We start from the raw sequence: 22,867 nt of genomic DNA, 5'->3' as shown, positions 1-22,867 counted from the left end.
GTCGCTGATGCGCCTGCGCCAGCTCGAGATCGTCCACGCCGTCTATCAGCATGGCTCGATCAGCGCCGCCGCGCGCGCGCTCGGCGTCTCCCAGCCGTCGGTGTCCAAGACGCTGCACCATGCCGAGGACAATCTCGGCTTCCGCCTGTTTCAGCTGTCGCGCGGCCGGCTGGTCCCGACCGACGAGGCGCATGCCCTGATGCGCGAGGCGGGCGACCTGTTCGAACGGCTCGGCACGCTGCAGCAGACCGCGCGCAACCTCTCGCACTCGGGTGGCGGGCATATCCGGCTCGGCATCGTCCCCAGCCTCGCACTCGACATGGTGCCACAGGCAATGGCGCTGTTCCGCCGCGACTGGCCGCGCGTGACGTTCGAGGTACATACCCATCATCACGACGATCTGGTCCGCTCGCTGATCGAACGTCAGGTCGATATCGCCATCGCCTATACCCCTCCGCCGCACCCCCGGCTGACGCGCGAGGCCATGGCCGAAGGCGAATTGGTGGTCCAGTTTCCCGAGGGCATGTTCCCCGATCCGGGCGCGCGGTTGCCGCTCGAACTGCTCGCCGACCGCGACGTCATCGGCGTGGCGGCGACCGGCCCGATCGGCGCGGTGCTGACCGACGCAGCGCGGCAACGCGGCATTGCCTTTCGCGAAACCGTGTCGGTGCAGACCTTCTTCATCGCCGCGCGGCTGGCCCAGCTCGAACGCGGGGTGACGGTGATCGACGAATTCACCGCGCGGGCGTGGCGCGCGCGGGGCTTCACCTGCCTGCCCACCGATCCGCCGCTGCGCTTCACCATTTCCTGGGTGACGCTGGAGGAGCGCCAACCCTCGCGCGCGGCCCAGGCGTTTTTGCGCATGTTCGAACAGGTGCTTGAGGACAATCGGGCAAAACCATAACCTGTATTTATACCCTGCGCATCAATTCCCCTCTATTGTGACACGGCGCGACCATTCATGTCGTGAACTGTCACGAAATTGAAATCGCATGCGCACGGCATGCCGCTTGGGGGGAGATACAGGCTGATCGCGACCGATCCGGAGCGCCACGGATGACCGCCCGGCACGAGATCATCGTGGTCGGCGCGGGTGTCGTCGGCATGGCAACGGCGCTGACCCTGGCCGAGCGCGGGCATCGCGTGACGGTGATCGACGGTGCAGCCGCTCCCGGCCTCGGCACGTCCTTCGCCAATGGCGCGCAGCTGAGCTATGCCTATACCGACGCGCTCGCCAGCCCGGGCACGCTGGCGCAGATCCCGCGCGTGCTGCTCGGCCTCGACCGGGCCTTGCGCTTCCATCTGCGGCTCGACCCAGATCTGCTCGCCTGGGGCCTGGCCTTTCTGCGCAACGGATCGGCGGCACGGTTCCGCGCGAACACGCTCGCCGGGCTGGCGCTCGCCGCGCAGTCGCGCACCGCGCTCGGTGGGCTCGCCACGCGCCACGGCCTGCAGTTCGGCCATGCGATGCCGGGCAAGATCCACCTCTACCGCAGCGCCAAGTCCTTTGCCGGTGCCCGGTCGATGGTCGCGCTCAAACAGGCGCATGGCGTGACCCAGACGCTGCTCGGTCCCGACGAGGCAGTTGCGCTCGAACCGATGCTCGCGCCGGTGCGCGCTGCGATCGTCGGGGCGCTCCATACTGCGGACGAAGAGGTCGGCGACCCGCACCGCTTCTGCCTCAGCGCGCATGACGCACTGCTGCGTGCCGGGGGCAGCTCGCTGCTGGGCACGGGTATCGACCGGATTATCGCCACCGGCCAGCGGCCCTCGCTGGTCACCAGCGACGGCACGCGCGTGAGCGCCGACCGCATCGTGCTGGCCGCCGGCACCGGCTCGGTCGCGCTCGCCCGGCAACTGGGTGTGCGCCTGCCGGTCCAGCCGATGAAGGGCTATTCGATCACGCTGCCGCCCGGTGCTGCCGCGCCCAGCGCCAGCATCACCGACGTCGCCAACCGCGTCGTCTTTGCCCGGATCGGCAACCGCATGCGCATTGCCGGTCTGGCCGAACTCGGCCGGCGCGACACCCGGGTCGATCCCGCGCGGCTACGCGTGCTGATCGACAGTGCGCGCGCGGCATTGCCTCAGGCGGCCGATTATGACCAAATCGAAACGAGCTGGGCCGGGCTGCGACCGATGACCCCCAACTCGCTGCCGATCATCCGGACCATCGCGCCGGGCGTGATCGCGGCGACCGGGCATGGAGCGCTAGGCTGGACCTATGCCGCCGGCAGCGCAGAGCGCGTCGCGGACATCATCGAAGAGAGGGGCTGAAGGCGCGCCAGACGCCAGGGCACAGAATAACTGGGAACAGGGAAGGTACGACCATGAACACGACGATCCGGATCGCGCGCCTGCTGGGGGGCATCTCGCTCCTCGCCACCGCCACCGCCGCCATGGCACAAGATGCGCCGACCACCCCCGACGAAGCACCTGAAGAGGTCGTCGTCATCGGCTCGCAGATCAAGGGCGCCGATGTCGCGGGCGCACTGCCCGTCACCGTGCTGAGCGAGGACGACATCGCCGCCGCCGCACCGACCAGCGGCGACGACCTGTTCCGCGCGATCCCGCAATCGGGCGACGTCGCGTTCAACGAAAGCCGTGACGCCGGCGGCATCAACGATGCGCGCGGCGACACCGCCTCGATCAACCTGCGCGCGCTCGGCACCGGCAACACGCTGGTGCTGCTCAACGGCCGCCGCATGGTCCTCCACCCCGGCACGCAGAGCGAAAACCTCGTGCCGGTGCAGAGCGTCAACACCAACGCCATCCCCGTGCTCGGCGTCCGCCGGGTCGAAGTGCTGCTCGACGGCGCCGCCGCCATCTATGGTTCGGACGCGGTCGCGGGCGTCATCAACACCGTGCTCAAGGATAATTTCCGCGGCCTGCGCACCACCGCCGAACTCGGCTTCACCGAGGATTCGGGTCAGGTCGAGGCCGAGTTCGCGTTCGAATTCGGCCACCGCTTCAACGGCGGCAAGTCGAACATCTCGGTGTTCGGCTCGTACAACCATCGCGACGCGCTCTGGGCGCGCGATCGCCGCAACTCGCGCTCGTCCGACCTGCGCCCGCTGGTCGCGGGAACGCCCTTCGCCGGCGACAGCGATTTCGACAACACCTCCGTCGACAGCATCTGGGGCGAGTTCCGGCGCTTGAGCACCAGCTATGCGCCGGTCACCACCGCAACGTCCGTCAATGGCACGGCGCTGACCACCAGTGGCATTTTTCACGTCCAGCCCGCAACCAATGCGAGCTGCGCCGCGCCCGGCACCTATGCCGGCACCTGCTGGGACAACAGCTCGCTGTCCACCCTCTCGACCGACAACAACCTGAAATATGACGTCAACGACGTCCGCACGATCCAGGGGCGCAACGACCGCATCAACCTGTTCGGCTATTTCAATCATGAATTCGACAGCGGCCTCGAATTCTTTGCCGAGGCAGGCTGGTATCGCGCCGATTACCAGTCACAGCGCGAACAGGACACCGCACTCGCCAGCCAGCGGCTCATCATCCCGGCAAATGGCTTTTACAACCCGCTCGGACCGGTTGGCAGCGCCTATCGCATTCCCGGGCTGACCGGTGTCGTATCCGGCGGCGTGCCGCTTGAGTTGATCGATTATCGCCCGGTCGATGCCGGCCCGCTGGTCGTCAACGTCCGCAACGACACCACCCGCTTCCTCGCCGGGTTCCGCGGCGAACTGCTCGGCTTCGATTTCGACAGCGCCGCGCTCTATTCGCGCGCCCGCACCGCCGACAGCATGCGCACGGTCAGCCTGACCAAGTTCCAGGAGGCGCTGAGCCGCCTCGATGCCAGCGCGTACAACCCGTTCAACGGCGGCGACCCGCTGAATCCGGGCCGCTATGACAGCACGCCGAATCCGCAGAGCGTGATCGACAGCTTCATGGTCGATATCGGCCGGGTCAGCACGACCGAGCTGGCAATGGGCGATTTCAAGATCAGCAAGAACGACCTGTTCACCTTGCCCGGCGGTCGCGTCGGCATGGCCGCCGGGGTCGAGTTCCGCCACGAAACCTTTGCCGACGACCGCGACGACCGGCTCGACGGGACGATCGTGTTCACCGCGCTCGACGGCAGCTCGAACGGCAGCGACACGATGGGCGCCAGCCCGACCCCGGACAGCGGCGGGTCGCGCGACACGATTTCGGGCTTCCTCGAATTCGCCGTGCCGCTGGTCGCGCCCGACATGAACGTGCCCCTGGTCCACTCGCTCGATCTCCAGCTCGCGGGCCGCGTCGAAGCCTATCAGGGGTTCAGCACCGTCGCGAAGCCCAAGGTCGCAGCTTCCTGGTACCCGGTCGCCAACCTTCAGCTGCGCGGCAGCTGGTCGCAGGGCTTCCGCGCGCCGAACCTGCCGCAGCTGTTCGAAAGCGGTATCCAGCGCTCGAACACCCGTACCGACTGGATCCGCTGCGAGGCGGACCGGCGCGCGGGCGTGATCGCCAATTTCGACGATTGCTCGCGCAGCCAGGGCGTGGTCAGCAACCGCTCCGGCAGCCAGGATCTGAAGCCCGAAGAATCCGACAACCTCTCGCTCGGCGGCACGTTCCAGCTCAACATGGGCAAGGCCGGTCGCCTGACCTTCACCGCCGATTACTGGGAAATCCGCCAGAAGAACGTGATCGGCCTGTTCGGCGACGGCAATGCGCTGATCCTCGACTATCTGCTGCGCCTGCAGGGTTCGTCGAATCCGAATGTTCAGCGCGTCGCGCCGACTCAGGAGGATATCGACGCGGTCGCCGGGACCGGCATCGCGCCGGTCGGTCGCATCGTTCAGGTGATCGACAATTATACCAACCTCTCGCCGCGCTCGGTGCGCGGCTATGACCTTGGCGTCTATTATCAGGTCAAGGACACCGGCATCGGCGATTTCAGCGTCCGCGTGAACGCCGCCCGCCTGCTCGAATTCTATCAGGTACCCGGACCGGCGGCGCAGGCACTGGTCGACGCGCAGGCGGCGGGAACGATCGATCCGTCGATCATCATCGCCGGCGCGCAGGATCTGATCGAGCAGAATGGTCGTCCGAAATGGCGTGCCTCGGCCAGCGTCACCTGGCGCTATGACGGCTTCGGCATCGGCTATTATGGCGGCTATGTCGGGGAGGTGACCGACACCTCGGCCTCGCTCGCGGACGGAACCCGCTTCCGCGTCGACGACTACATGACGCACAGCCTCTACGCACAATATGAGGTCGATGGCGGGCCGATGAACGATCTGCGGCTGCGCGTCGGCGCGCGCAACATCTTCAACCAGCTCGCCCCGATCGCCGACAACAGCAACGGCTATATCGGCGATCTCTACAGCAACCGCGGTCGCCAGATCTATTTCTCGATCAGCAAGCGGTTCTGATGCGTCGCGCCGTCCGCGTTCTCGCGGCCCCGCTCCTGCTCCTGCCCCTCGGGGCCGGGCAGGACCCGGCGTCCGCACCCCGCACGATCGACCTGGTCATCACCAATGGCCAGGTCATCGACGGCACCGGCGCGCGCGCGCGGGTGGCGGAGATCGGCGTGGACGGCGACCGCATTCTCTATGTCGGGCAGCGTCCGCGCGGCATCACCGCGCGGCGCACCCTCGATGCGGCCGGGCTCACCGTCACCCCCGGTTTCATCGACCCCCACACGCATAGCGGCCCCGACGCCCGCGCGCCCGATGCAGCACGGCGCCAGCTCGCCAACCATCTGTTGCAGGGCGTCACCAGCATCGTCATCGGCAATGACGGCGGCGGCGAGGCGGACATCGCCGGCCTGTTCGCGCGCCTGTCCGCCAACCCGACCGGCCCCAATGTCGCCAGCTTCACCGGCTTCGGCACGATCCGGCTGCAAGTCGTCGGCAACCGCGACCGCGCGCCCACCCTCGCCGAACTCGAAACGATGAAGGCCAACGTGACCCGCGCCATGTGCGACGGCGCGCTCGGCCTCTCCGCCGGCCTCTATTACGCCCCGCAAAGCTTCGCGAAGACCGGCGAAGTCGCCGCACTCGCCGCTGTCGCGAGTCGCTTCAACGGCATCTACGAAACCCATCTGCGCGACGAGGGCAGCGCCAGCATCGGCCTGATCCCCGCAATCGACGAAGCCGTGGCCATCGCCCGCGACGGCAAGCTCCCGCTGCACATCGCGCATATCAAGGCGCTCGGCGCGGATGTTCAGGGCATGGCGCCCAAGATCGTCGCGCATATCGCGAACGCACAGAGATCCGGCGTCACCATCACCGCCGACCAATATCCGTGGCAGGCCTCCAGCACCTCGCTCGCCGCCGCGCTCGTCCCGCGCCGCGCACAGGATGGCGGCGCGCCCGCGATGGTCGCCAATCTCAAGGCGCTCGACCCGCAGCTGCGCAAGGACATGGCCGAGCAACTCCGCGTCCGCGGCGGCGCCAACGCCATCCTGATGGTCAGCGGCCCGCACCAGGGTCAGCGGCTCGACGCCCTCGCCACCGCGTGGAAGCTCGACCTGCTCGACGCCGCCGCGCGCATCCTGATCGCCGACCCCGGCACCAGCATCGCCAGCTTCAACATGACCCAGCCCGATATCGACGCCTTCGCGCGCCAGAACTGGGTCGTCACATCGTCCGACGCCACCAACGGCCATCCGCGCCGCATGGGCAGCTTCGCGCGCGGCTGGCGCATGTTCGTGCGCGAGGCGCGGCTCATGACCCCCGAACGCTTCGTCCAGCGCTCGTCCGCCCAGACCGCGCAGATCCTCGGCCTGCCCGATCGCGGCATCCTCGCGCCGGGCAAGTTCGCCGACATCGCGATCCTCGATCACGCCCGCTATGCCGAACGCGCAACCTATGACCGGCCCGACCTCCCCAGCACCGGCGTCCGCTACGTGCTGGTCAATGGCCGCCTCGCGGTGGACAAGGGCAGGCTAACCGGCACGCTTGCCGGTCGCCCGCTCGCCAAACCGCGCCAACCCGAATGGACCTGCCCCGCATGACCGACACGATTCTGTCCGAACCCGCCGAGCGACCCGGCCCGATCAAGCGCGCCTTCGCCTGGTGGTTCGGCATCGCATTGTGGAAACGCATCCTCGCCGCGCTCGTGCTCGGCGCCGCCGTTGGCCTCGCCTGGGGTGAGGGCGCGACCGCGATCGGCTGGATCGGCACCGCCTTTGTCCGTCTCATCCGCATGCTCGTCGTGCCGCTGGTGTTCCTGACCATCGCGTCCGGCGTCGCCGCGCTCGCCGATCCGAAGCGCCTCGGCAGCATCGGCGTCAAGACGCTCGCGATGTATGTCTTCACCACCGCGCTCGCGGTCACCACCGGCCTGATCGTCGCCACGCTGATCGCCCCCGGCCTCGGCGCGAGCTTTGCCGGCGCCATCCCCAAGGCGATGGGCACCCCGCCCGACACCGCGCAGATGTTCATGGAGATCATTCCCGACAATCCGATCGGCGCGATGGCCGATGGCAGGACATTGTCGGTGATCTTTTTCGCCATCCTCGTCGGCGCGGGCGTGATCGCGGCGGGCAAGGGCGCCGAACCGGTGCGTCAGCTGCTCAACGCCGGCTCCGAAGTCATGCTCCGCATTGTCGGTTTCGTGATGGAAACAGCCCCGTTCGGCGTCTTCGCCCTCATCGCGGTCGTGATGGGCACCACCGGCCCGTCCAGCTTCCTCGCGGTGCTCAAACTTGCCTTGTGCGTTGTGGTCGGCTCGGCCATCGTCACCCTGCTGATCCACGGCCTGATCGTCGTGCGGCTGATGGCGTGGCTGTCGCCGCTGCCCTTTTTCCGCGGCATCGCCGATGCGATCATGGTCGGCTTCTCGACCTCCTCAAGCTCCGCCACCCTCCCCGTCGCGATCCGCGTCGCCGAGCGTAACCTCGGCGTCTCGCCCCCCGTGGCCTCGACCGTGCTCCCGCTCGGCGCGACCATCGGGATGGACGGCGCGGCGATGTATGTCGCGATGCTGACGCTGTTTTCGGCACAGGCGTTCGGCGTCGACCTTCAGCTCGCCGATTATCTGGTGATCGCCGCCACCACCACGATCGTCGCAATGGGCGTCGCGCCGGTCCCGTCAGGGTCGCTGTTCGTGCTTGCGGCCGTGCTACACGCCATCGGCATCACGCCCGAACAGACCGCGATCGTCGTCGGCTTCATCCTGCCGTTCGACCGCATCCTCGACATGATCCGCACCGTGCCCAACGTCACCTCCGACCTCTCGATCGCCACCGCTGTCGCCCGCTGGGAGGGCGAGATGGACGTCGCGCGCTACAAGGCGAGCGACAATGAGTGAGGGCAACAAAATCCTCCCCGGAACGGGGAGGGGGACCAGCGAAGCTGGTGGAGGGGGCCCGAGGCAAGGGTTTCCGCTGCCTCGGGCCCCCTCCGTCAGCGCTCCGCGCTGCCACCTCCCCGTTCCGGGGAGCATTTGAGAAAGTGAAACGGACCCCGCCCATGTTCCTGCGCAAACTCACCCTCGCCCTTTCCGGCTTCGCGCTCGCGCTGCCCGTCCCGGTCGCGGCGCAAAGCCGCCACCTGCTCGAATATCCCTCGATCCACTCCCCCGTCGTCGGCACGCGCGGGATGGTGGTCAGCCAGAACGAGATGGCGAGCAGCGTCGGCGCGCAGATCCTGCGCGACGGCGGCAATGCGGTGGACGCCGCCGTCGCGGTCGCCTTCGCCCTCGCCGTCACCCTGCCGCGCGCGGGCAATGTCGGCGGCGACGGCTTCATCACCGTCTATGACGCCAAGTCGAAACAGGTCCGCGTCATCGATTTCCGCGGCATCGCCCCGCGCGCCGCCACCGCCGCCATGTTCGTGGATAACAAGGGCAAGGAGCGCGGCATCGCCTCCTATGGCTATCTCGCCCCTTCCGTCCCCGGCAGCGTCGCCGGGCTCGAACACGCGCACAGGAAATGGGGCAAGCTCCCCTGGGCCAAGGTGGTCGAACCGGCGCTCCGCCTCGCCCGCGACGGCGTCAGGCTCACCGCCGACGAAGCCTTCGTCTTCGGCTGGGGGCGCGAGCGGCTGAGCAACAGCGTCTCGGGCAAGGCGACCTTCTACAAGCCCGACGGCAGCCTCTATGCCAAGGACGATGTGCTCAAACAGCCCGACCTCGCCTGGACGCTCGGCGAAATCCAGAAGGGCGGCGCCAAGGCCTTTTACACCGGCGAAATCGCCCGCCGCATCGTCGCGGACATGAAGGCCAATGGCGGCATCATCACCATGGAGGACCTCGCCGCCTACCAGCCGGTCGAGCGCGATCCGCTGGTCGGAACCTATCGCGGCTACACCGTCTATACCCCGCCCCCCGCCAGTGCGGGCGGCGCGACGCTGCTCAACATGCTCAACATCCTTGAGCAGTTCGACCTCAAGGCCGCGGGGCAAGGCAGCGCCGCTTCGCTTCACCTGCTCGCCGAGACGATGAAGCTCGCTTATGCCGATCGCTATCGCGTGCTCGGCGACCCCGCCTTCGTCACCGCTCCGGTCAAGGGCTTCACGTCCAAGGCCTATGCCATCGAACGTGCCAGGCTGATCTCGCCCGACAAGGTGATCCCCGGTGCCGACGCCCCGGTCGGCGATCCGCTCAAGTTCGAAAGCCCCTCGACCACCCACCTCTCGGTCGCGGATGCCGATGGCAACGCCGTCTCGCTCACCACCACGCTCGGCTCGGACTTCGGCTCGGGCGTGATGATCTCGCGCACCGGCATCCTGCTCAACAATCAGATGAACAATTTCAGCCATGAACAGGCATGGGAGGCGCAGCGCACCGGCACCCCGCCGCCGCTGAACGCGCTCGCCCCGGGCAAGCGCATGCTGTCGACGATGATGCCGACGATCATCTTCAAGGGCGACAAGCCGTGGCTGGTCACCGGCACGCCGGGCGGCAGCACGATCCCGACCACGGTGGTCCAGATCGTCGTCAACGCGATCGACTATGGCCTCAACGTCGATGAGGCGACCCACCGTCCGCGCATCTATCAGGGCAACAATGCGTCGCTGCGCGTTGAACCCGGGTTCAACCCCGACACGGTTGCGGCGCTCAAGGCAAAGGGGCATCGCATCACCTCGGACGAAACCATGGGAAGCGCCCACTCGATCATGATTACCGACAATCTCTTCCTCGGCGCCGCCGACCCCCGTCGCCCCGGCGCAAAGGCCATCGAACCATGAAGCTGACCCGCTCGCACTTCCTCCTCGCGCTCGCCGCGACCGGCCTCGCCGCCTGCGCCCCGCGCGGCGCGGTCGAGACCGCCGCGTCGGCACCCGTTTCGGCACCCGTCGCAGCGCCCGACCGGCAAGCCTTCGTCGCCGCCGCCCACCCGCTCGCGGTCGAGGCTGGCCTCAACGTGCTGCGCAAGGGCGGCAGCGCGGTCGACGCCGCGGTCGCGGTGCAGGCGATGCTCAGCCTGGTCGAACCGCAGAGCAGCGGGCTTGGCGGCGGCGCGTTCATGGTCCGCTATGACGCCACGACCCGCGCCGTCACCGTCTATGACGGCCGCGAAACTGCCCCGGCCGGTGCCACGCCCGACATGCTGATGGGCCCGGACGGCAAGCCGCTCGGCTTCCGCACCGCCGTCCTGTCGGGCCGCGCGACCGGCGTCCCCGGTGTCGTCCGCATGATGGCGCTGGCGCAGGGGCAGCATGGCAAGCTCAAATGGCGCGATCTGTTCAGCGATGCGGAGCAGACCGCCGCGAACGGCTTCACTGTCACCGCCCGGCTCGGTCGCTTCATCAACTCCAGCGGCCCCCAGGCCAACACCCCGGATTCGCTCGCCTATTTCCGGAACGCCGATGGCAGCAAGACCAGGGCCGGCGACACGCTGCGCAACCCCGCCTATGCTGCCTTCCTCCGCCGCCTCGCCGCCCAAGGGCCGGACGCGATGTACAAGGGCGAAACCGCCCGTCGCATCGTCGCCAAGGTGCGCGAAGGCGACCTCGCCGGCAGCATGACCGAGGCCGACCTCGCCGCCTACAAGCCGGTCGTGCGCGAAGGCCTCTGCAACCCGTATCGCAGCTACATCCTCTGCGCCCCGCCCCCGCCCTCCTCGGGCGTCGGTCTGTTGCAGCTGATGGCGATGATCGAGCGCACCGACATCGCATCGCGCGGCCCCAACGACGCGATCGCCTGGGTCAAATATGCCGAAGCCAGCCGCCTGATGTATGCCGACCGCGACGCCTATGTCGGCGATGTCGCAACCGTACCAGTCAGGGGCATGCTCGACCCCGCCTATGTCGCCAGCCGCGCCGCGCTGATCGGCGACCGCGCCGGTCCCGCGCCCAGCGCCGGCACGCCTCCCGGCGCTGTCACTGCGCGCATCGACGCCACCAACGAAGTCGCCGGCACCTCGCACTTCGTGATCATCGACGGCGACGGCAACGCGGTGTCGATGACCACCACGGTCGAAAGCTTTTTCGGCACCGGACGCATGGTCGATGGCTTTTTCCTCAACAACCAGATGACCGATTTCTCGTTCGTGCCAAAGGGGCCGAACGCGATCGCGCCCGGCAAGCGTCCGCGCTCGTCAATGGTGCCCACGGTGATCCTCAACCCCGACCGCAGCCTTGCCGGCGCGATCGGATCGCCCGGCGGCAACGCGATCCTCGGCTATGTGTCCAAGGCCTTGGTCGGCATGATCGACTGGAAACTCCCCGTCGCCGACGCCATCGCCCTGCCCAACCTCGTCGCACGCGGCGGCAGCTTCAATGGCGAGGCGGACAAGTTCGCCCCCGAGCTCCGCGCCGCGATGGCCGAACGCGGCGTCACCGTGCGCGGCGGCACCGGCGAGGATTCGGGCCTCCACGGCGTCATGATCCGGAACGGCGCATTCGACGGCGGCGCCGACCCCCGCCGCGACGGCGTCGCGAAAACCATCACCTTGCCAGCGAGGAAATAGGATGCGTTTTGCTCTAGCTCCCATCGCCCTGATCGTCGCCGCCCCCGTCGCCGCCCAGCAGGTGCAGGTCGAGGACGTCAGCTTCCTCAGCCGCGACGGCAAGACGCAGGTCAAGGGCTACCTGTTCAAGCCAGCCAACGCCCCGGCCAAAGCACCCGCCGTAGTGATGCTGCACGGTCGTGGCGGCGCCTATTCCAGCCTTGCCCGCGGTCGCTACGACGCCACCACCCTCGCCTCACGCCACAAGGCATGGGGCCAGTTGCTCGCGCAACATGGTTATGTCGCGCTGATGGTCGATGATTTCGGCGCGGTCGGTCACCCCACCGGCTTCGCTGCCGGCACCTATGCCGATCGCCCGCCCGAGGTGGACGAGGTCAATTTCCGCCCGCTCCACGCCTATGGCGCGCTCCGTTACCTCCAGTCGCGCCCCGACGTCGTGCCCAACCGCGTCGCCCTGCTCGGCTGGTCGAACGGCGCCAGCGCCACGCTCGCCGCGATGGCCGACGACAAGCCCGGCGACATGCGCAAGATCGGCTTCGCCGCCGGCGTCGCGCTCTACCCCGGCTGCGGCCTCAAGAAGCGCTTCGACCGGGACGGTTACAAACCCTACCACCCCGTCCGCGTGTTCATGGGCACGGCGGACGAAGAGGTGTCCCCCAAGCTCTGCGAAAGTTTCGTCGCGCGCAGCAAGGGCAATGGCCACAACATCGCGCTGCGCATGTTCGAAGGCGCCACCCACAGCTACGACACCCCCACCAGATCCCGCCAGTCGGTCGAAGCCAACGTCACCGCCAAGGCCGCGACCGAAGCCGACGTGCTGGCGTTCTTGGCGGAGCAGCTGAAGAAGTAAATCCTCCCCGGAACGGGGAGGGGGACCAGCGAAGCTGGTGGAGGGGGCCCGAGGCATGGGATTCCGTTGCCTCGGGCCCCCTCCGTCAGCGCTGCGCGCTGCCACCTCCCCGTTCCGGGGAGGATTTTCGTCTCACCACCCTTGCCCCCACCCCCCGCGATACGCCAAAGCCCCCGGCGATGACCGCCCGTATCGACATGGGACTCGACAGCGGCGGCAACCCGGTTGCCGTCGATCTGGAGGAGTTGCTCGCCACCCGTCTGCTCGTTCAGGGCAATTCGGGCTCGGGCAAGTCGCATCTGCTGCGCCGTCTGCTCGAAGGCAGCGCCGGTTACGTTCAGCAGGTCGTGATCGATCCCGAGGGCGATTTCGTCAGCCTCTCCGAAGCCTTCGGCCATATCGCGGTCGACGCCGCCGAATACAGCCTCACCGAACTCGCCCGCCTCGCGCTGCGCGTCCGCGAACACCGCGCCAGCGTCGTCCTCAACCTCGAGGGGCTCGAGATCGACGGCCAGATGCGCGCCGCCGCCGCCTTCCTCTCCGCGCTGTTCGACGCCCCGCGCGAGTTTTGGTACCCGGTCCTCACCGTCGTCGACGAGGCCCAGCTCTTCGCCCCCGCCGCCGCCGGCGAAGTGAGCGAGGAAGCGCGCCGCACCTCGCTCGCCGCGATGACCAACCTCATGTGCCGCGGCCGCAAGCGCGGCCTCGCTGGCGTCATCGCTACCCAGCGCCTCGCCAAGCTCGCCAAGAATGTCGCCGCCGAAGCCTCCAACTTCCTGATGGGCCGCACCTTTCTCGACATCGACATGGCCCGCGCCGCCGACCTGCTTGGCATGGACCGGCGCCAGGCCGACACGATCCGCGACCTTGCCCGCGGCGAGTTCCTCGCGCTCGGCCCCGCGATCACCCGCCGCCCGATCAGCATCCGCATCGGCGCGGTCCAGACCGGATCCAAGGCGGTCAGCCCCAAGCTCACCCCGCTCCCGACCGCCCCCACCGAAGACATGCGCGACATGCTCTTCGCCCCGCCGGCCGAGGATGAGGTACCCCCGCCGCCGCCGCCCGCCCCGGTGCCGATGGCCGACCTGATGCGCGCCGTCGCGACTCCCGCGCCCGCCCCGGTCCCCGACATGCCGGTGCTGGAAGAAGGCGAGCAGGAAGCGATTCGCCGCGCGATCCTCGCCGAAATCGGGTCAGAGGACAGCCGCGCGCCGCTCGCCACGATTTTCCAGGATTATGGCGTGCGCTGCAAAATGCGCGGCGTCGATGCGGGGCTCGACCTGCCCGCCTTCCGCTCGGCGCTCGCGCTCGCCCGTGCCGGCATCACCGATGCCGCCGGTTGGGACGACGCCCTCACCCTCGCCGCTTCGCTGCCCGAGGAAATGCTCGCCCCCTTCCTCGGCATCGCCAAGGCCGCGCGCGCGGGCGAACCCTGCCCGTCGGACGCGCGCATCGCCGCGCTCTACGGCACCAGCTCGATGGGCCGCGCCAAGCGCATGATGGCGCATATCGAGGAAAAGGGCCTGATCGTCGCGCGTACCGACCTGTCGGGCAAGCGCAGCGTCAGCCTGCCCCATCTCGGCTGGACCACCGCCCCTGCCTGGCCCGATCCGGCCAAGCCGCCGCCCGTCGGCCGCACCGCGGTGCGCGCCGCCGAGCGCGCGAAGCTGATCTAGCAGCCGGTCTCAGCTCGCGAGCATCAGTCCCGCGGCGACCAGCAAGCCGCACGCGCCGAACGCCTCAATATAGCAAAGCAGGCGCGGTTCGCGCTGCACCGGTTCCTCCGGCACTTCGCGGAACAGATCGGTCGCGGTGGCAATCAACGGAATGCGCATGGTTACCCTACCCCCTAGAGTAGGAGGCATGCTGCATCGAACCGGGGGCGCTGTCGAGTCCTCAAACCGTCACATGACACCGGGCATACCCGAAACGGGAATCAGGCCAGTTCCCCCGCCGCGCCGGCGCGCGCCGCGACCAGAAATTCGACATTCCCCTCCGGCCCGGTGATCGGGCTGGTCGTCACCCCGGCGACGCTCCAGCCCAGCCCTTCGAGCCAGCCGACCACCTCGGCGCACACCCGCTCATGCACCGCCGCGTCGCGCACCACGCCGCCCTTGCCGACCTCGCCGCGCCCGGCCTCGAACTGCGGCTTGATCAGCGCGACCACCCACGCCCCTTCGCGCACGAACGCGAACGGCCGCTCCAGCACCTTGGACAGCGCGATAAAGCTCGCATCGCAAACCACAATGTCGATCGGCTCGGGAATATGCGCCGGCGTCAGCACCCGCGCGCTGGTCTGCTCATGCACCACCACCCGCGCGTCCTGGCGCAGCTTCCACGCCAGCTGGTTGGTCCCGCTGTCCACCGCATAGACCCGCACCGCACCCCGGCTCAGCAGCACATCGGTAAAGCCGCCGGTCGACGACCCCACGTCGATCGCCACCATGCCCGCCGGATCGATCCCGAAATGATCGAGGCCATGCGCCAGCTTGACCCCGCCGCGCGACACCCATGGATGGTCGCGGCCCTTCACCGTCAGCGGCGCATCGGCCGCGATCGTCTGCCCCGGCTTGTCCACGCGCTTGTCGCCGCTGAACACCAGCCCCGCCAGGATCAGCGCCTGCGCGCGCGTGCGGCTCTCGGCAAGCCCGCGTTCGACGAGCAGCTGATCGGGTCGTGTCTTGGCCATGGCTTGCCCTAACGCCTCCCGCCGCCCGCGTCACGCCTCCCAAGCCTCCTCGTCGCCCCGGGCTTGACCCGGGGCAGGGCTATTCTTCTGACCCGGCGAAGCAGCCCGGTCCGGGTCAAGCCCGGGACGACGGAAACGAAAGCCCCCTTTCCTACAGCGAACCATATAGGTTACCGCGAGTCGGAAGGAGGAACAAATCATGACCATTGATCGGCTCATCGACGACGTGATCGCCCGTGAGGGCGGCTATAGCGACCACCCCGCCGACCGTGGCGGCCCGACCCGCTGGGGCGTGACGCAGCGCGTCGCCCGCGCGCACGGCTATTCGGGAGACATGCGCGTGTTTCCGCGCAGCGAAGCCGCCGCCATCTATCGCCGTCTCTACTGGCTCCGCCCGCGCTTCGATCAGGTGGCGGAACGCGCGCCCGCGCTCGCCGCCGAACTGTTCGACACCGGCGTCAACATGGGTCCCGCTATCGCCGCGCGCTTCCTGCAACGCGCGCTCAACGGCCTCAACCGCAACGCGCGCGACTATCCCGACATGGCCGTCGACGGAAAGATCGGCCCCGTCACCCTCGCCGCGCTCGCCGCGTTCCTCGACACGCGCGGCCCGGCGGGTGAGCGCATGCTGCTCAAGGCGGTCGAGGCGCTGCAGGGCGAACGCTATCTCGCGCTCGCCGAACGCCGCCCCGTCAACGAAGCCTTTCTCTACGGCTGGCTCGCGAACCGCATCGGTTCGTAGGCCGCGCATTTTTGTCAGTTTTGTCCGGAGACAGTCCATGAGCATCATTGCCAGCCTGATCGGCCCCATTGCCGGCCTGATCGACAAGATCATCCCCGACCCCAAGGCGCGCGACGCCGCCAAGCTCGAACTGCTGAAGCTGCAGGGCACACAGGAGATGGAGGCGGTCCGCACCCAGCTCTCGGCCATCGTCGCCGAAGCGCAATCCCCCGACCCCTGGACCAGCCGCGCGCGCCCCAGCTTCCTCTACGTCATGTATGCGCTGCTGCTGTGGGCGATCCCGATGGGCCTGATCGGCGCGGTCCAGCCCGACATGGCCAGGGGCATTGCCGCCGCGATGAACGCCTATCTCTCCGGCATCCCGGAATCGCTCTACGCGCTCTTCGGCACCGGCTATCTCGGCTACACCGCCGCGCGCCAATGGGGGAAGATCAAGGGGGTGGAGAAATAGCCGCTGACGGGACCGCGCGACCCCGCGCAATCTGTCAGTTTCGTCAGGGGTCTTGGCAAGGCCGAGACCCCTTCCCCATATCCCGGCACATGAGCGACAAGATACAGTGGCACGGCACAACGATCCTTTCCGTGCGCAAGGGCGGCCGCGTGGTCATCGCCGGCGACGGCCAGGTCTCGCAGGGTTCGACCGTGATGAAACCCAATGCCCGCAAGGTCCGCCCGCTGGGTGACGGCAGCGTCATCGCCGGGTTCGCCGGTGCCACCGCCGACGCTTTCACCCTGTTCGAACGGCTCGAAAGCAAGCTCGAACGGCATCAGGGCCAGCTGCTCCGCGCCGCGGTCGAGCTGGCCAAGGACTGGCGCACCGACAAATATCTCCGCAACCTCGAAGCGATGCTGATCGTCGCCGACAAGTCGACGACGCTGATCGTCACCGGCAATGGCGATGTGCTGGAGCCGGAAGCCGGCCCCCATGGAACCGTCGCCGCGATCGGATCGGGCGGAAACTTTGCCCTCGCCGCCGCCCGTGCGCTGGCCGAGTACGAACCCGATGCCGAAACGATGTGCCGCAAGGCCATGGCCATCGCTGCCGAGCTGTGCGTCTATACCAATGATCGGCTGACCGTCGAAAGCCTCGACGCCACGGCCTGACGACCACGGGGGAGAGGAAGACCATGCTCTATTCGCGTCTCGGCAATACCGGCCTCATCGTTTCGCGCCTGTCATTCGGCACGATGACCTTCACCCTGGGTGGCGGCATCCCCGCCATCGCCAAGACCGGCCGCGCCGACGCCGCCGCGCTGATCGGCCGCGCGCTCGATGCGGGGATCAATTTCTTCGACACTGCCGACATTTATTCGGAAAGCGAATCCGAACAGGTGCTCGGCCAGATCATCGCCCCGCGCCGCGACGAAGTGGTGATCGCGACCAAGGCGGGCTGGCGTGCCGGCGCGCCGCTCAACCGCTCGGGCCTGTCGGCATCGCACCTCAACTGGTCGATCGACCACAGCCTGAAACGGCTCGGCACCGATCATGTCGATGTCTACATCGTCCATCGCGACGACCGGAACACCCCGCTCGAAGAAACGCTGCAAGCGCTCGATTCCATCGTCCGCGCGGGCAAGGCGCGCTATCTCGGCTTTTCCAACTGGCCGGCGTGGAAGGTCGCGGCAGCGATGGAGCTGCAGCGCGCCAATGGCTGGGCGCCCTTCACCCATGGCCAGCTGATGTACTCGCTGGTCGGCCGCGACATCGAAAGCGAGTTCTTCCCGCTCGCGGCGCATTACGGCCTCGGCATCACCGCATGGAGCCCGCTCGCCGGCGGCTTCCTGTCGGGCAAATATACCCGCGACAATCCCGGCGATGTCGATGACCGCCTGACCGGGTACGAAGGCATCCCGATCGACAAGGACAAGGGCTTCGCCGTGATCGACCGGCTGCGCGACATCGCCGCAGCCCATGGCGCGACCGTGGCGCAAGTCGCCCTGTCGTGGCTGCTGCACCGCGAACCGGTGTCGAGCATCCTGCTCGGCGCGAGCAAGATGCACCAGCTTGAGGATAATCTCGGCGCGGTGAACATCGCGCTGACCCCGGACGAGGTCAAGGAACTCGACCGCATGACCCGCCAGCCGCGCGCCTATCCGCGCATCATGATCGACTGGATCGACCAGCCGATCGCCCAGGCGCTCGCCGCCCGGCCCGGCGCCCCCTATCGCCCCGAACCAAGCTGAAAGACCCGCATTTCCCCATGAACGAGCAACTGACTCCCAAGGCGATCGTCGCGGCGCTCGACGCGCACATCATCGGCCAGCGCGACGCCAAGCGCGCGGTCGCCGTCGCGCTGCGCAACCGCTGGCGCCGCCAGCAACTGAAGGCCGATCTGCGTGACGAGGTGACGCCCAAGAACATCCTGATGATCGGCCCGACCGGCTGCGGCAAGACCGAGATCAGCCGCCGCCTCGCCAAGCTCGCCGACGCCCCGTTCGTGAAGGTCGAAGCGACCAAGTTCACCGAGGTCGGCTATGTCGGCCGCGACGTCGAACAGATCGCCCGCGACCTGGTCGAGGAAGCAATCCGCCTCGAAAAGGAACGCCGCCGCGCCGCGGTGAAGGACAAGGCGGAGGCTGCGGCGATGACTCGCCTGCTCGACGCGCTGACCGGCAAGGACAGCTCGCAAGCCACCCGCGAAGCCTTCCGCGAACGCCTCAATCAGGGCCATCTCGACAATACCGAGATCGAGATCGAGGTCGAAGCCTCGGGCGGCATGCCGTTCGACATTCCCGGCGCGGGGCCGCAGATGATCAACCTCGGCGAGATGATGAAGGGCCTGGGCGGCCCGCAGCTCAAGCGCCGCAAGATGAACGTCCACGCCGCCTGGGCCAAGCTGGTCGAGGAGGAAGCCGACAAGCGCCTCGACCAGGACGACGTCGCCCGCGTCGCGCTCGCCGATGCAGAGGCCAATGGCATCGTCTTCCTCGACGAGATCGACAAGATCGCGGTCAGCGACGTGCGCGGCGGCAGCGTCAGCCGCGAGGGCGTGCAGCGCGACCTGTTGCCGCTGATCGAGGGGACCACGGTCGCCACGAAGTACGGCCCGATGAAGACCGACCATATCCTGTTCATCGCGTCCGGCGCCTTCCACGTCGCCAAGCCGAGCGACCTGCTCCCCGAGTTGCAGGGCCGCCTGCCGATCCGCGTCGAGCTCAAGGGCCTGACCGAGGATGATTTCGTCGCGATCCTGTCGGACACAAAGGCATCGTTGCCCGAACAATATCGCGCGCTGATCGGCACCGAGGGGGTCGATGTCCGCTTTACCGAAGACGGCATCCGCGCCGTCGCCCGCATCGCGGCGGAAGTGAATGGCGAAGTCGAGAATATCGGCGCCCGCCGCCTGCAGACGGTGATGGAAAAGCTGCTCGAGGAAGTCAGCTTCGATGCCGAGGACCGCTCGGGCACCGAACTGGTGGTCGACGCCGCCTATGTCGAATCGCAACTGGCCAGCATCGCGAGGAACACCGACCTCAGCCGCTACGTGCTCTGATCGTCCCCACCTTTCGTCGGCCCGGGCTTGACCCGGGCCAAGGCTTCTTCTGAACTCGCGCGCAGTAGAAGCCCGGCCCCGGGTCAAGCCCGGGGCGACGATAGGAAAATCGGATGAAATTCTGGGCGATCACCGCAGCGCTGCTCGCAACCCTCCCCGCCGCCGCCCAAAACCGTCCCCCCTGCCGCGAAGTCGGCGACGTCCCCCACATCCGGATCGCCCCCGAAGCCGCTACCCAGCTCGCCCAGATCGGCCTCGACCGCGCCGCGATCTTCGCCCGGATGCGCGAAACATCGATCCCCGAGACGATGGGCTGCTGGGCGATGCCGGTCGGCAATTTCGACAGTCAGCTCGTCTCGGTCGGCATGGCGCAGCGCAACTATGGCACCGGCAGCCTCCAGCCCCAGCTGATCGCCTGGCGCGACAGCTTCCCCAGCCGCCGCCCCTTCAAGCGCACGCTAAAGGAACTCGCCCCGACTTACGGCAAATTGTTCTTCTCGAAGGATTGCCTCGAAATCCCCGTCCGCCAGAACTGCCGCACCGGCATCCTCGCGGCGCATGGCCCGGACGGAAAGCTCAACCCGACCGCCCTCGCCGAACTCACCGCGCTCTTCGACCATGACGCGATGCTTCAGGTCCAGACCGACACCTATGTCGCCCTGCTCCTCGAAGTCCGCGCCGAGCTCTTCCGCCTCTGGCCCACCGGGCCAATCACCGCGCGCAAGGTCAAATGGGCGATCGACACCCGCGTCCAGCAAAAGACGCTGCCCAACGACGAAGACGTCGCCCGCCTCCGCCGCAAGCTCGCCGACCTCACCCCCGAACAGCGCCCGCAACGGCTGAAGGCGATGCTCGCCTGGTACCAAGGCCTCAGCGAAGCGGTCGATCAGGACGGCGTCAGCCGCGACTATGCCTGGAACGTCGCGCAATGGACCTGCCTGATCGACGCCAGGCAGATTGATGACGAGCAGTTCGAACTGCTCCACCTCACCTATCTGCGCAGCCGCACCGCCACCGGCAATGCCGGCCGCTGGCAAGCCCTCACCTTTTCCCGCCGCGCCAAGATCGTCCTCGGGGTGGGCAGCGTCAGCTGGGTGCGGGATGGCGGATGTGTCACGCAATAGCCCCTCCCCTTCAGGGGAGGGGTTGGGGTGGGGCAGTGCGGGTCTCACCGAGACCAACACAGCCCCAACAACTCAGAACCGCGTCCGCAGCCCGAACATCACCGTCCGCCCCTCACCGGGGTGAAAGATCGCGCTCGCCGCTGTCGCAGTGATCGCCGCCGACTGATCCGACACATAGCGCTTGTCGGTCAGGTTCCGGGCATCGGCGAAGAACGTCACCCCGCCCAGCTCGAACCCCGCGCCGATGCCCAGCAGCGCATAGCCCGGCACCTTCAGCGTGTTGCGATAATCCGCCCAGGTCGATTGCGGCCGCCAGTCGAAATTCGGCTCGACGAACAATCCGCTCCCGCCCTCATAGCGCAGCGAAGCGCGATAGCTGTGCACCGGCGCGATCGGCAGCCGGTTGTCGCCATAGACCGGATCGCCATCGAACCGGAAATCCGACAGTGCATAGGTCTGGCGCAGCCGCAGCTTCCCCTCAGACCCGTCGAGGATCCACCAGTCCAGGCTCGCCTCGATCCCCTGATGCACCGTCTTGTCGGCGTTGAAGATCGTCGAGGGAATGGTCGGCGAAGTCGCGAAGCTCAGCAGCTCGCCCTTCACCCATGCCCGGTACGCGGTCACGTCCCACGCCACCGCGCCGCTACGCCCGCGCGTCCCGATTTCCGCGGTCCACGCCCGCTGCGGGTCGAGCGGCGAGAACACCGAACCCAGCAAATTGGTCTGCGCGAGCGCCCCGAAATGCGGCGGCTCGACCGACCGGGTGACGTTCGCGTAAACCTGCGCGTCGCCAGTCTCGTAAAGCAGCCCGACGCGCGGCGCGAACCACTCGTAATCCTGCTCTGCGGTGCGCCCGTTCAGCCGGTTGAGATAATCGCGCCCGGCATGGCCCCAGCTCGCCCTGCCGACCAGCGCCAGCCCCTCGGTCACGAACAAACGCCCCTCGGCAAACAGGTCGAGCGCATTGGCGACCTGCCGCGCATCGCCGATCCGCGGCCCCTGCGCGCTCGCCGCATTGACGAACAGATCCTGCTCGGTCCCGCCCTCGCGATAGAATGCGCCAAAGAACAGATCGGCCTTCATGCCGCCCAGTTCGCCCTTCCAGTCGAACCGCCCGAACGCGCCCTGTGTATCGGTGTCCTGGATGATGAAGATGCCGACCGGGTGGTACAGGTCGGTCTGCGTCGCATAGACCCCGCCCTCGAACACCAGGCTGTCGGTCAGCCGCAACCGCGTCTGCAGTGTGCCGCGAAACACGCCCTGATTGCGCCGCTGGTTCTGCACCACCGCCGTCGCCCCCGGCGCACGCGGATTGGTCAGCGCCTGACCCAGCGTCACCGTTCCCGGCACGCCCTGATAGATGTCGGCGGCATAGAGGATCGCGCGCACCTCATTGTCGTCACCGAACGACCAGCCGAGGTTCAGCGTGCCGCGCACCTGATCCTGATAGCCCTGCACGCGATAGCCGTCGGTGTGGAAGGCATTGACCCCGGCATAGAAATCGAACGCGCCCGACTTGCCCGCAACCTGCGCGACGCCGCGGATCGTTTCGTCGGTGCCGCCTTCGACCCGCACAAGCACCGGCGACTGCGCGGTCTTGCCATTGGGCGTCACGAAGTTGATCGCCCCGCCCAGCTGCGCGCCGCCGAAGCGCAGCGCATTGCCGCCCTTGTACACCTCGACGAAGCGCGCGCCGAGCGGATCGATCTTCTGAAAGTCCGAAAAGCCATCGGCATCGGCAAACGGCACGCCATCCTGCGCCAGCAGCACGCCGCGCTGGTGAAAGCTCTGGTCCAGCCCCGATCCCCGGATCGACAGCCGCCCTTCCTCGCCATAGCGCTTCTGCGCCAGCACGCCCGGCACGTCGCGCAGGATGTCCGGGGTGCCGATGGCGAACCGGTCCTCATAGGCTTCGGCAGCGACCACCGACACCGACCCCGGCGTCCGCGCCAGCCGTTCGCGCGCTTCCGCGACGACGGGCGGGTCTTCGGGATTGGCCTTGGCGGTGACGATGATCACCGGCACCTGATCGCTGTCATTGGCAAGCGCCGGGGTCGCAAGGCAAGTGGCCGCAAGCAGCGCGGCCGCAAATTGAGTCTTCATGATATG

The 22,867-nt window shown here is 67.9% G+C and carries 18 protein-coding genes; 15 read left to right on the top strand and 3 right to left on the bottom strand.

Going from position 1 to position 22,867, the window contains the following annotated elements; genetic code table 11:
• Positions 1–7 precede the first annotated feature (7 nt).
• The 9 genes from J2Y54_RS14010 (at position 8) to J2Y54_RS13970 (ending at position 14,386) form a co-directional block, all read left to right on the top strand.
• Positions 8–904 carry a LysR family transcriptional regulator gene (locus J2Y54_RS14010; protein ID WP_310040605.1) on the top strand — a complete coding sequence of 299 codons (897 nt, stop codon included), beginning with the start codon at positions 8–10 and terminating at the stop codon, positions 902–904.
• A gap of 152 nt (positions 905–1,056) precedes the next feature.
• The gene (locus J2Y54_RS14005; protein ID WP_310040603.1) at positions 1,057–2,274 is read left to right on the top strand and encodes an FAD-dependent oxidoreductase; all 1,218 of its coding nucleotides are present in this window, start codon (positions 1,057–1,059) and stop codon (positions 2,272–2,274) included.
• A 53-nt stretch (positions 2,275–2,327) separates the two neighbouring features.
• Entirely contained in the window at positions 2,328–5,372 is a 3,045-nt protein-coding gene (locus J2Y54_RS14000; protein ID WP_310040601.1) for a TonB-dependent receptor domain-containing protein, read from the top strand.
• A complete protein-coding gene (locus J2Y54_RS13995) occupies positions 5,372–6,958 on the top strand; it encodes an amidohydrolase family protein (protein ID WP_310040600.1) in 1,587 nt (528 codons plus the stop codon). Before J2Y54_RS14000 ends, J2Y54_RS13995 begins: the two co-directional genes overlap by 1 nt.
• Entirely contained in the window at positions 6,955–8,256 is a 1,302-nt protein-coding gene (locus J2Y54_RS13990; protein WP_310040599.1) for a dicarboxylate/amino acid:cation symporter, read from the top strand. Before J2Y54_RS13995 ends, J2Y54_RS13990 begins: the two co-directional genes overlap by 4 nt.
• 161 nt (positions 8,257–8,417) lie before the next feature.
• On the top strand, positions 8,418–10,136 hold the full coding sequence (gene ggt, locus J2Y54_RS13985; protein ID WP_310040598.1) for a gamma-glutamyltransferase: 1,719 nt from the start codon (positions 8,418–8,420) through the stop codon (positions 10,134–10,136).
• A complete protein-coding gene (locus J2Y54_RS13980; RefSeq protein ID WP_310040596.1) occupies positions 10,133–11,860 on the top strand; it encodes a gamma-glutamyltransferase family protein in 1,728 nt (575 codons plus the stop codon). Before ggt ends, J2Y54_RS13980 begins: the two co-directional genes overlap by 4 nt.
• A 1-nt stretch (position 11,861) precedes the next feature.
• Positions 11,862–12,710, top strand: a complete 849-nt coding sequence (locus J2Y54_RS13975; RefSeq protein ID WP_310040594.1) for a dienelactone hydrolase family protein — start codon at positions 11,862–11,864, stop codon at positions 12,708–12,710.
• Between the two features lie 179 nt (positions 12,711–12,889).
• Positions 12,890–14,386: an ATP-binding protein gene (locus J2Y54_RS13970; protein WP_310040593.1), complete on the top strand. Its 1,497-nt coding sequence runs from the start codon at positions 12,890–12,892 to the stop codon at positions 14,384–14,386.
• Between the two features lie 9 nt (positions 14,387–14,395).
• On the opposite strand, the gene J2Y54_RS13965 is transcribed toward J2Y54_RS13970, so the two are convergent.
• On the bottom strand, positions 14,396–14,545 hold the full coding sequence (locus tag J2Y54_RS13965) for a hypothetical protein (RefSeq protein ID WP_310040591.1): 150 nt from the start codon (positions 14,543–14,545) through the stop codon (positions 14,396–14,398).
• A gap of 101 nt (positions 14,546–14,646) precedes the next feature.
• On the bottom strand, positions 14,647–15,399 hold the full coding sequence (locus J2Y54_RS13960; protein WP_310040590.1) for a TlyA family RNA methyltransferase: 753 nt from the start codon (positions 15,397–15,399) through the stop codon (positions 14,647–14,649).
• A gap of 199 nt (positions 15,400–15,598) precedes the next feature.
• Here J2Y54_RS13960 and J2Y54_RS13955 point away from each other — a divergent pair, with 199 nt between their 5' ends.
• The 6 genes from J2Y54_RS13955 (at position 15,599) to J2Y54_RS13930 (ending at position 20,758) form a co-directional block, all read left to right on the top strand.
• A complete protein-coding gene (locus J2Y54_RS13955; protein WP_310040589.1) occupies positions 15,599–16,141 on the top strand; it encodes a glycosyl hydrolase 108 family protein in 543 nt (180 codons plus the stop codon).
• A gap of 37 nt (positions 16,142–16,178) precedes the next feature.
• Positions 16,179–16,592, top strand: coding sequence for a holin family protein (locus tag J2Y54_RS13950; protein ID WP_310040587.1), 414 nt, complete (start codon positions 16,179–16,181; stop codon positions 16,590–16,592).
• Positions 16,593–16,681: 89 nt separating this feature from the next.
• Positions 16,682–17,245: an ATP-dependent protease subunit HslV gene (gene hslV, locus J2Y54_RS13945; protein ID WP_294019598.1), complete on the top strand. Its 564-nt coding sequence runs from the start codon at positions 16,682–16,684 to the stop codon at positions 17,243–17,245.
• Between the two features lie 23 nt (positions 17,246–17,268).
• On the top strand, positions 17,269–18,324 hold the full coding sequence (locus J2Y54_RS13940) for an aldo/keto reductase (RefSeq protein WP_310040586.1): 1,056 nt from the start codon (positions 17,269–17,271) through the stop codon (positions 18,322–18,324).
• 17 nt (positions 18,325–18,341) lie between these two features.
• Entirely contained in the window at positions 18,342–19,634 is a 1,293-nt protein-coding gene (gene hslU / locus J2Y54_RS13935) for an ATP-dependent protease ATPase subunit HslU (RefSeq protein WP_310040585.1), read from the top strand.
• A gap of 113 nt (positions 19,635–19,747) precedes the next feature.
• A complete protein-coding gene (locus tag J2Y54_RS13930) occupies positions 19,748–20,758 on the top strand; it encodes a hypothetical protein (RefSeq protein WP_310040584.1) in 1,011 nt (336 codons plus the stop codon).
• 72 nt (positions 20,759–20,830) lie between these two features.
• On the opposite strand, the gene J2Y54_RS13925 is transcribed toward J2Y54_RS13930, so the two are convergent.
• Complete coding sequence (locus J2Y54_RS13925) at positions 20,831–22,861, bottom strand: TonB-dependent receptor domain-containing protein (protein WP_310040583.1); 2,031 nt, start codon at positions 22,859–22,861, stop codon at positions 20,831–20,833.
• Positions 22,862–22,867: the final 6 nt, after the last annotated feature.

This window comes from Sphingomonas sp. BE123 (genome assembly GCF_031456015.1).
Taxonomy (GTDB): domain Bacteria; phylum Pseudomonadota; class Alphaproteobacteria; order Sphingomonadales; family Sphingomonadaceae; genus Sphingomonas.
The sequence above is the reverse complement of the archived record's forward strand: the minus strand, read 5'-3'. Positions and strand labels throughout refer to the sequence as shown.